Annotated in this window: 9 protein-coding genes; 6 read left to right on the top strand and 3 right to left on the bottom strand. The window is 49.6% G+C overall.

All coding sequences use genetic code 11. From position 1 onward, the window contains the following. A partial coding sequence (locus RIC19_RS03425; protein WP_350176858.1) for a PKD domain-containing protein occupies positions 1-3771 on the bottom strand: 3771 nt, incomplete at its 3' end. Positions 3772-3842: 71 nt separating this feature from the next. After that, complete coding sequence (locus tag RIC19_RS03430) at positions 3843-5057, bottom strand: PorP/SprF family type IX secretion system membrane protein (protein ID WP_350176860.1); 1215 nt, start codon at positions 5055-5057, stop codon at positions 3843-3845. A 160-nt stretch (positions 5058-5217) separates the two neighbouring features. Between RIC19_RS03430 and RIC19_RS03435 the strand changes: the two genes are divergently transcribed. From RIC19_RS03435 to RIC19_RS03460, 6 genes are all read left to right on the top strand, one after another. Then, positions 5218-5364 carry a hypothetical protein gene (locus RIC19_RS03435; RefSeq protein ID WP_350176862.1) on the top strand — a complete coding sequence of 49 codons (147 nt, stop codon included), beginning with the start codon at positions 5218-5220 and terminating at the stop codon, positions 5362-5364. A gap of 46 nt (positions 5365-5410) precedes the next feature. Continuing rightward, positions 5411-5596 carry a hypothetical protein gene (locus RIC19_RS03440; protein WP_350176864.1) on the top strand — a complete coding sequence of 62 codons (186 nt, stop codon included), beginning with the start codon at positions 5411-5413 and terminating at the stop codon, positions 5594-5596. 11 nt (positions 5597-5607) lie between these two features. Next, positions 5608-7140, top strand: coding sequence for a phage tail sheath family protein (locus tag RIC19_RS03445; protein WP_350176866.1), 1533 nt, complete (start codon positions 5608-5610; stop codon positions 7138-7140). A 115-nt stretch (positions 7141-7255) separates the two neighbouring features. Continuing rightward, positions 7256-8821 (top strand): phage baseplate assembly protein V, encoded by a 1566-nt coding sequence (locus RIC19_RS03450; RefSeq protein WP_502930820.1) that lies wholly within the window; start codon positions 7256-7258, stop codon positions 8819-8821. 103 nt (positions 8822-8924) lie between these two features. Continuing rightward, positions 8925-9224, top strand: coding sequence for a PAAR domain-containing protein (locus tag RIC19_RS03455; RefSeq protein WP_350176870.1), 300 nt, complete (start codon positions 8925-8927; stop codon positions 9222-9224). 238 nt (positions 9225-9462) lie between these two features. Beyond that, entirely contained in the window at positions 9463-10647 is a 1185-nt protein-coding gene (locus RIC19_RS03460) for an outer membrane protein assembly factor BamB family protein (protein ID WP_350176872.1), read from the top strand. A 9-nt stretch (positions 10648-10656) separates the two neighbouring features. Here RIC19_RS03460 and RIC19_RS03465 read toward each other — a convergent pair. Then, positions 10657-10843, bottom strand: a 187-nt coding sequence (locus RIC19_RS03465) for a hypothetical protein (protein WP_350176874.1), incomplete at its 5' end; no start/stop codon positions are given.

A 10843-nucleotide genomic window follows, 5' to 3' on the forward strand; every position in this document is an offset into this window, starting at 1 on the left:
AAACTGCCAAAATACCGAGTCGACCAGCCCCTGATTCGGATAAGTAGGCATCAGCTCAAGGGATGCGATCTCACAGTAGATATCAAGCTCCGCCAGTTCCACCACCGGCGTCTCGCTGACTTCCACCTCAAAGCTTTGCGTAATCGGGTCGCAGGCTTCGTTGCCTACTTCCACTGTGATCGTGTACTGGCCCGGGGCGGTGCCTGTGAAGTCGAAGGTGGGCGCGGCTGACTCGTTACTGGAAATACTGATGTCTCCGGGGCCGGCATAGCTCCACGTGTACTGCAGCCCGTCTCCGCTTGAGTTGTTCATCGTGCTGATACTTCCGCCTGCGCAAATGAAGTCTGCGCTAAGGGAAATATCAAGGTCCGGGCCTTGAAGGATAGTAAAGGGTTGTTCTGCCGAATCTTCCCCGCAGGCGTTGAAGACCGACACGCTGACGGAGTAGTCCCCCGCTCCTTCTACCGTGATCGTGCCTGGGTCAAAGTCGTTCGACGTCTCCACTGGCATTGCCCCCGAAGGAAACTGCCAAAATACCGAGTCGACCAGGTTTTGGTTTGGGTAAGTGGGCATCAGTTCAAGGGATGCGATCTCACAGTAGATATCAAGCTCCGCCAGTTCCACCACCGGCGGTTCACTGACTTCCACCTCAAAGCTTTGCGTGATGGGGTCGCAGGCTTCGTTGCCTACCTCCACCGTTATCGTGTACTGCCCCGGGACCGTGCCGGTGAAGTCGAAGGTGGGCGCAGCTGCCTCGCTGTTGGAAATACTGATGTCTCCGGGGCCGGCATAGCTCCAGGTGTACTGCAGCCCGTCTCCGCTTGAGTTGTTCATCGTGCTGATACTTCCGCCCGCACAAATGAAGTCTGCGCTAAGGGAAATATCAAGGTCCGGGCCTTGAAGGATAGTAAAGGGTTGTTCTGCCGAATCCTCCCCGCAGGCGTTGAAGACCGACACGCTGACCGAGTAGCCCCCCGCTCCTTCTACCGTGATCGTACCGGGGTCAAAGTCATTAGAGGTCTCCGCAGGCATCGCCCCTGACGGGAACTGCCAGAATACCGAGTCGATGAGCCCCTGATTCGGGTAAGTGGGCATCAGCTCAAGGGATGCAATCTCGCAGTAGGTATCAAATTCGGCCAGTTCCACCACCGGCGGTTCACTGATCTGCAGATTGAAGTTCTGGGTAATGGTTCCGCAAACTTCATTGCCAATCGCGACCGAATAAATGTAGCTGCCTGGGGTGGCATCACTCAAATCAATAGTAGGCTCACCCCCGGAAGGCGGAATGAAGTTGAGCATACCCGGACCGCTGATTTGTGTCCATTCGTACGTCAGGTTATCCCCGCCAGAGTTATTAATTACCGTAATCTGATCGCCAATGCAGGCAAAATTGGTGTCTACCATAATCTCCAGGTCGGGCCCCTGTATGATCGTGAAGGTATGGCTGTCCGACAGGCTGCCACATTCATTGCTGGCGGTTATGGTAAATGTGTAAGTGCCCGGCTCATTATAAAGGACCGGGGCATCGAGCTGCAGCCCTTCAAAAGTGGATGGGGTTCCACCGGGGAAGGACCAGGTCACCTCATCCACCAGCCCAGGCTGATCATAAATCGCCAGAGGCTGAATAGATGCGATATCGCAAAACTCGTCCGGGATATCCTCTAATTCCACAGGTGGACGGTCCCGGACAGTGATCGTTTCGGTCCACGTATCGCTACCGCAATCACTCGAAGCAATGAGTGAAATCGTGTAGGTCCCCACTTCACTAAATCTAAAAGTGGGGCTTGGGGTGTCAAGGTCCGTGCCATCGATGAAGCTCCAGCCCGTAACAGGTACGACCGACCACTCGTAGGATAAGTTGTCACCGGTACTGTTGTTGGTTGTGCTTACCTCAAGAGGTATACAGGTCTCCTCTGCATCATAATCCAGTGCTGCGATAGCTTCCGGTCCTTCCAGAACGGTGAACGGCAAGGTAGCTACAGAAGCGCCACAGGCATTGGTAATCGTTACGGAGACGTCATAAGTGCCTTCCTCCGGGAAAAATATATTGGTGGGGTTCTCTCCGCTAAAGGTAGATGGGGTGCCCCCCGGAAATGACCACTCGAAAGTGGGCGGATCATTACAGGTGCTCAGGTTCTGCATGGAAAAATTGACGTTTGCGCTACCGCAATACACCTCATCGACAGGAGCGATCTGCCCGTTTGGCCCATCCGCCACAATTATGGTCTGCTGATGGGTCTCCTCCCCGCATTCATTGCTTACCGTCATCGTCAGGGTGTACTCCCCCGGATCGATAAACCTAATCTCCGGCTGAGGGGAACTGGCGTTTGTACCATTGATGTAAGTAAAGCTGCCATCAGAGGGTGGATCGCAGGTTGTATCGCTATGCCCAACTTCCCAGGAGTACTGCACATCACTACAGTTGGACATATTGATGAAGGTATTCGACAGGTTGTTGACCGCCACTTCCAGTGGGGTACAGCCCGTCAGAGTGGAGCAGGTGAAGTTGGCCTGTGGGGTGGGTCGTATGCAGATTTCGCGAGTGATGGTGTCCGGGCCGCAGCCATTTTCAACAATCATGTCAACCCGATAATCACCAGCCTGAAAATTCACAATAATTGAATCTGAAATTGCATTACCAAGAATGAAGTTTGGTCCATCTGCCCCTGGTGTAAGTGGAGTGAATATCCACTCTGTCTCAACCTCAAAATCGCATTCTCCCTGCTTGAAGAAAACACCATCGTCAGTCTCATTTACAAAAGTAAAAGTCGTCGTATCGCATTGAGGAGGTTCAGGAGTAATTGAGAATTCAGCGGTGGGCAATCTTCCGACTTGTATTGGCCGTATAGCCGCTTCTTTCACATTACAGGGATTAACGGCTCTAATGACAAACTCGTATGCATCCACAAGATTTCCAGATGTCGTTCCACAAGAAATATCTTCGAAAACATGATTGATTGTATCAGGAAGCGTCTGCTGATTATAAGTTAGCGTATCTGTACCATCGTTTATGGTTATGAAATACATAGTGCCGGGGGTATTATTCTCCGTACCCTCAATTACAAAATTGATATCATCGGGCAGGCATATCGTGAAGTTCTCCCCCTGGCTAACCAACCCAAGATCTGGATTAGTCCCAATATAAACCAAGTAGGTAGCCGTCGATGTATTACATTGGAATTGACCACTTTCGGCCTCTATGGTGTAGGTTAGATAAAAGAGACCCGCTGGATAATCATGATTAAGTGAATTAGGAGCAGAGGTTCCTGACCAAACAGGCGACCCATCCCCCCAATCAATAGTGTAACTCACTCCCGTTTGAGTACTTTCAGATGAAAAAACGGTCACTCCCGCAGTACCATTGCCAATTACAGAAGTATCGCAAGTAAGAAAATCATTACTCACCAAAATCGCAGAAGGTGCAGACAAAACATTTAAACTTGTAGTAAGTGTATCACAAGGTTCTCCATTTTCATCTTGCGAGTACAGTGTAACTGTATAAGTTTGCTGCATATTACTGGCTGTAAACGCGTGAACAGCGGAACTCCCTTCAAAAGTATTATCATTGATCCCCGTATCGTTATTATCCTCCGCTTCCGGGTCTCCAAAATCCCAGGTGTAGGAATAACCAGGCGTAACAGGGTTGACCGAAAACATAACCGGCTCCAACCCGCAGGGTGAAGTTTCGGAGACCGTAATGGAATTTGGGCACTGGGCCTGGCCGTATTGATGGAAAAGCGCCAGGGTGGCTATTAAAAACAGAGCTCTCATTTGATGTTAGGATTTCCAGAGTTAAAGGGGAAGATACTTAGCAGGTGCATTGGGACGGGGCCAGACTGCTGTTAAAACCGGACGGGGCATTTCCCATCGTACAGCTCGAATTTGCCTAAAGCAGCGCATGGTTTTCGCTTGCGCTCATTGTTCAGGTTGACGCGCAGGTTGACCTCGATGACGCCCAGTGTCGTAGCAGAGGACAGGCCGGTGAGGTTGACGTCATAGGTAAACCCGAGCATGACCCCATTACGCCGTTTTCGCCAGGGCAGGTTCAGGTCCGTGACCGTCGCCATATCGATACCGGCATTGAGGATGAGGGCAACCGTATTGCGGTTCAGCACCGGGCTGAAGGTTGCGGCATCCCCTTCGCTTGCGCCAAAGGGGACCTGCACGAATAACCCGGTATAGTAGGCTTTGGAAAATACGTAGGCGCCAATGGTTTGCAGATTGAGCCGGAAGTCGGCTTGTGTGTCCCATCGGAACTGCGGCGCTATGTAAGTAGGGGCCTGTATGCCTTTAAAAGAGCTGATCTTATGCGTTGTCCCTGCATGGAAAGTCATCCGTGCCGGAATCGTAAAGCCACCGGCACCATCCATGAGCTCTTCAACCGGTTGGTTGACATTGGAGAAAGACAGCCCTGCCGTGAAAAGCATCTCCTTGTATTTGGAAGCACTTAGCCGCCCTCTTAGCATCACCCCGGCATTCAGGCTGGGGTACAGCCCGCTTGACAGATCAAGAAGGGCAGGTGCCGTTATCAACCCGCCAACCGGATCGAGAAAATCGGAATAAATGAAATAGTCGCCGCGGAGTTGTTTCTGCATGAAGCCAAACTGTGCGCCGAGCCTAAGGTCCAGCCTTTTCAGTTTCCCTTTATCCCGGATTCCCGACCTGACCAATGGCTGCTCATGGCTCACGGCAAAAGCCGCTCCGAGTGTGCGCATCGGTGCACCGCCCGCTGCATCGCTGAACACAGAAATAGCTGTGCCCAGGTTGATGTCTTCCAGGCTAAACAGGCAGGGCATCTGAAAGCCAGCAGTGACGTTAAAAGTCCGGTAGCTGTCCAAAAAGGTGGAAGCATCCCCATCCGGTACCCCAAACCACTGATCGCGGTAGTTCAGGGTTAAAGTGGTACCCGGGTCAAAGCCCGCATAAGCAGGGTTCAGATAGACTCTGTTGGCATAGAATTGAGAAAAATAGGGGTCCTGCGCCTTGAGCAAACAGGGTAGAAAGAGCAGGGCGGCCACGATAAGCGTGACGCTTTTTTGTGTTTTTTGTTTGAGCATATTGTGTTTAAAATAAACTGGGTCTGGAATCAAAGTTAGATATAAACGACAATCCACGCAAGTCAGATACGGACAAATATTTCATTGCTGTTTAAAGTTAGAGCGTGTTGGGACTTTTTTCGTTTTCCTCCACAAAGGTGCAGGCTACCTGTATCATTCTGTGATAGAGCAGTGCACTTATCGGGGCAATGACTTTAGAGAAGCGACTTGGAGGTATAGCGACGAGCCGGAATTTGTGGTTTCTGACTTTGGCAGGCGGGAGCGCGGCAAAGAGGACGAAATTTGGACAGAGCAGCCCGAAGTGTAAAATCCTAAAATAAAAAGCATATTTTACTTTCCTAAAACACCATACCATGGCCTTACAATCACCAATAGCGCTACAGGAACAGCCTCGTGACAAGTTCGAACTGGAAGTAAGCGGCGGCAGTCAGGGTCCGCTTAAAATTCAACTCCCCAGTGCCAATGCAAGTAGGATTACTGCCGGACAGGACGAAAACGGGCAACCCGTCTTTTATTCTGACATGTACATTTACCTATAACTCCCGCTATCATGGCTAAAGCTCATAAAACACCCGGTGTTTACGTCGAAGAAATAAGCGCTTTCCCGAATTCAGTCGTTCAGGTTGAGACCGCAATTCCCGCTTTTGTAGGTTATACCGAAAAGGCTGTTTACAGCAAAAAAGACCTCGCGCTTAAACCAACTCGCGTATCTTCTTTAGGGGAGTTTCTATTGTACTTTGGTGGAGCCCCGAAGACGACTTATTCGATAGAAAATGCTCGGCAACAAGATCCCAATAAGCCCTATAAAATTAAGCCTCATGGCAATCGCTACCTCCTTTTTTATAGCATGAAATTATTTTTCGCCAATGGCGGATCAGATTGCTTTATTGTTTCTGTCGGAGATTATAATGATGCGATTACTCAAAGTTGTTTGACACAAGGCATTCAAACCCTTGACCAAGAGCGTGAACCCACCATGCTTGTGATTCCTGACGCTGTGTTGTTGGAGCAACAGGAATGCTACGCCTTGCAGCAGACCATGCTGTCGCACTGTGGTTCGCTACGCGACCGAATAACCATACTGGATATCTTTGACGGTTTTAAAGAAAGAACAACAGGAGATGACGTCATCACAGCTTTCCGAACGGGTATTGGCAGCGAGCACCTGCAATGGGGAGCGGCTTATTACCCTTGGGTGGAGACCAATATCGTTGGCGCTGACGAAGTTGATCCCCCCCCTATCGAAAAGGGTTCCATGATAGCGTTTATCGGCCTGCTTAAGGAGGACATTGAGCTACAATTAAAGGCCGGTTTGCTAAAACAAAGCCAGGCAGATGATATCAATGCTGTCATTGAGCGACTTCGGCCCACCAAAGTAAGCCATACGGAAAAGGCAGGTAAAGAAGATAAAAGCAAACCACCTTCTAAAGAAGAAATTCACCAAACTTTGCTGGCGACTCATCCCCTTTACAAAGAGATCATGCAAAGTGTGCGAGCGCACCTGAGCCTGCTCCCTCCAAGTGGGGGCATGGCGGGCATTTACTCCATGGTCGATCATACCATAGGGGTATGGCAATCTCCAGCGAATGTTTCTATGAGCTCCGTCGTAAAACCAGCCGTCAATATTACCAGTTACGAACAGGAGGACCTCAATGTCTCCCTGGATGGCAAAGCCGTGAATGCTATTCGTACCTTCCCTGGCAAGGGCGTCCTCGTTTGGGGAGCCCGCACGCTGGACGGCAATAGCGGAGAGTGGCGCTACATCAGCGTTCGGCGTACGGCTACGTTCATAGAACAATCCGTAAAATTCGCGGCAGAAGCTTTTGTCTTTGAACCCAACGATTCGAATACCTGGACCAGCCTGAACGCAATGATTCGTAACTTCCTCACCAATATCTGGCGGGAAGGTGCTTTGGCTGGCCCTACACCAGAGCATGCTTTTTTTGTGAACATCGGCCTAGGTACCACTATGACCCCAGCAGATATTTCAGAGGGCTGGATGAAAATAAACATAGGAGTAGCTGTCACAAGGCCTACGGAATTCATGGTGATCACCCTTCAGCAGAGGATGCAACCAGCATAACCCCATCTTTAATTTTTAGAGCGTGTTGGGGTTTTGCTTTTGGAGCGAACGAAGCCCAAAGTGTAAAATCCGAACACACTCTTAAACCAAACACACTATGCCTATTTCCCCTTTAATGGAAGACACGACTGCTTTCAACTTTAGAATTCTTATTGATGGAAAGCAATTGGACGACTCGATCGATATCTTCAAAATAGAAGTCAACAGTAAACTTGGAGAGATTCCTTCGGCCACTGTAATTTTTGTTTTTCAAGTTGAAAGGGCTTTATTAGCTGCGATGGAAAAGCTTGCTCCAGGAAAAAACATGGAGCTAAGAATGGGGTATAACGGCCGGGATGAACGCCTTTTTTCTGGCATTGCCACCAATCAGTCTATAGCAACTAGGGAATCGCAGGGCTTTACCCTCGTTGTAGACTTCCAGGACAAAGCTTTCACATTGGACCAGGAGCTCGATAAACAGCTTTTCAGGGACCTTACCGATGCAGAAATCATCGGTACCATCATAAATGAAAACGGGCTGCCTTCAGACGTGGATGATACCAACGTCCGCCACCAGCAACTGAGCCAGTTTCAAATGACCGACTGGGATTTTATCCAGGCCCGCGCGAAGGCCAATAATTTACTGGCTTACGCCGAAAACGGAAAGATATTCGTTAAAGCAAGGGCAACCTCCAGCGCCCCCGCCCTACTGCTTACCCTGGGTGAAGATGTGATCGGTTTTAAATTAAATACCAAAGCAAGCGACTTGCAGAGCCTGCGCGTGAGTGCCAGGAATATGCTTGCGAAAAAGAAAAGCGTGGCCAGAAAGTCCAGGCGGGTACCGGGCAATACCCAAAGTAGTGCCCCGGCGCATACGATTACCGGGGAAGTCACCTTTACCGGCAACGCTACGCCGCAGCTGAACAGCACAATCCAACTCGCTGAGTTCGGCCCAAAATTTAACGGCAAGCATTTGATTACCGGTTTTCACCATCTGGCAGAAGCAGGCCAATGGCAGACCACCGTCGATATTGGGCCTGTGGCAGCTCCTGCGCGCCCTACCGCTCCCCAGCTACCGGGTATACTTCCCGGAAAGGTCGTTGCCCTTGAAGGTGATCCGCTGGACAACTACCGCATTTTAGTAGATGTTCCGGAATTGGACACTACGGGCACTGGAATTTGGTCGCACCTCGCCAGCTTTTACGCTACTGCCGGAAAGGGGGCTATTTTTGTACCCGAAATAGGCGACGAAGTCATCCTGGGATTTGAAGGGAATGACCTGGCCCAACCGGTTGTACTTGGTTCGCTTTACGGCTCAGCACAGGCTCCCCCTTCCCCTGTAGAGGATGACAATCACCTCAAGGGCATCCTCACCCGCAGTGGGCTGAAATTGGAATTTGACGACGAAAAGCAGCAATTGACACTGGCTACGCCAGCCAACAATACCATCGTACTATCAGACGGTGAAAGCCGTATCGACATTAGCGATCAGCACGGCAATCAAATCACCATGGACCATGACGGCATAAAAATCAAAAGTTGCAGCAATATCGAACTTGATGCACCAGGAAAAATCGTTGCCAAAGCCATGGATATTGAGCTGGACGCACAAGCCAGCTTCTCCGCACAAGGCAATGCTCAGGCGGAGTTCACCTCCAATGGAATGGCCACTGTAAAGGGCGCTATGGTCTTGATCAATTGAGCTTGTGCTGGGATTTTGGTCTTCCAGCAGCCCGTCGGAGAGCAACTCAATGACCTGACAGGCTCGTATGTTTGTAACGTAAAACACCGTAAAACAAAAAAGTATGCCACCAGCAGCAAGATTAACAGATATGCACGTATGCCCGATGGAAACACCAGGCATACCTCCAATTCCACACGTAGGCGGCCCGATCGTCGGCCCTGGCAGCCCAACGGTAATGATTAGCGGGCTGCCCGCTGCCGTATTAGGGGATACCTGTACTTGTGTTGGCCCTCCGGACAGTATCGTCAAAGGCTCCGCAACGGTCATGATTGGCGGAATGCCCGCGGCTCGGATGGGAGACACGACGGCTCACGGGGGGAGTATCGTAGCAGGAGCTCCTACGGTCATGATTGGCGGGTGATACTAAGAGAGCATTTTTGGAGCTCGTTGCTATTGCAAATCAACGTTTTACGAACCCCACAGAAATGCGGGGCAAGCTCTGACTTCCTCACTAAGAGCTTGTATTTTTTACCGAAAAAAAATATATTGAATGGGAAAACGGTGTCCTATATCAATCGACCATTAGAATTTATGACTGTAGGTTTTATAGGCCATGAATCAAGGTTTTTTTGTCAGATCAAGACCTCAAACTTATCATCATGAAAATTACCAACCCCCTCATTGTCATCCTCCTTCTAATCCCTTTATTTAGTACCTGTAGAAAAGAGAATGCCGAAGACCTCGTCGATATTCAAGTGCAGGTGCGAATTCCTACAGCGTATAACTTACAGCCCCGGCAAGGACTGCTCTATCAAGGAGCCTACTTGGTGTGGGCCAGAAGCCTTAGCGGTGATCGGCTATTGGTAGCCTTTGACCTGGAAACCCAGCTGAGGCTGTGGGAAATGGACTGTGATGATTTGATCGGATGGGGTCAACCTATGCTGCTTGAGGGGGACTATTTGATAACAGACAGGAAAGAAATTGGGCTTTCAGTTATTAATTTGGTGAATCAAGAGGTGCTAGTATCCTACCGCTACGATAACACGCCGGGATTCACTTCTAGTACGCCTCCAACCATTTATGATGGCAAGATATACAAGGGTGTGTATAATAGAGGGAATGGTTTATCCACTGTTTTATCGATAGATATGGAGGACGGGGCCGTCCACCCTGAGTTTCAGTGGTTGAATAATTTAGAGTACAATCGGCAGCTGAGCTCCCCTTTGGTATACGAAGCGGAGGGCGGGGCTTTAAACTTACTGATGGCAATGCTGCTGGGCAACCCAGATCCTGATATGTTCTTTGATCAGAAAATACTCCTAATCAATGGGAACAACAATTATTCTGTCAATTGGGTAGATACGTTGATTCCGGCTCAGGCCCGGACTGCAATCGACTTCTTGCCGGTAATCATTGAAGATGACTTATACGCAGCCTACGAAGACAAGGTGGTCTCTTATGATATACAAACGGGAGAGCGCAACTGGGCACAGGAAATAGAAAAGAATAATCTCTTAAAGTTGATTGCCAGGGAAGGGGAACTCTACCTGAATACTTATAGCGAGTTTTCCAAGCTGAATAAAGCTACCGGTGAAATGGTTTGGACACAAACACTTTTCACAGCCCCCACTCTGTCTGCTGATTTTAGCGTCCATGAAGATTATTTAATGTACACTTCCTTTGATTTCGGGCGTCTAATCCTGCTGAACCCAAATAGTGGCACCTATTACGAAGGCGACTACTCGGAGGTAGAGCAGATAGGGAGCCCGTTGGTTTACAACAATGGAGAACTATTTGTTACGCATACAATTGAGGATGAAGTGATTGGGTTTGTCGTAGAGTGATTAAAGATGCTAAGAGCGCGTGTTGGGACTTTGGTCGTCTATACTCCCCTCGGGCACAATAGCTTCCTGCTCTCCGGCAGGTTTTACAAGCCTAATCCTGGACCAGTGCGCTGTGAAGTATAAAAAGCTAGGTGGCTGCGGATAAGCAGAAAGGGCATCTCCTCTAACTGGGTAGAACATGCGACTTCTCCGAAGT

Source organism: Phaeodactylibacter sp. (genome assembly GCF_040219495.1).
Classification (GTDB): domain Bacteria; phylum Bacteroidota; class Bacteroidia; order Chitinophagales; family Saprospiraceae; genus Phaeodactylibacter.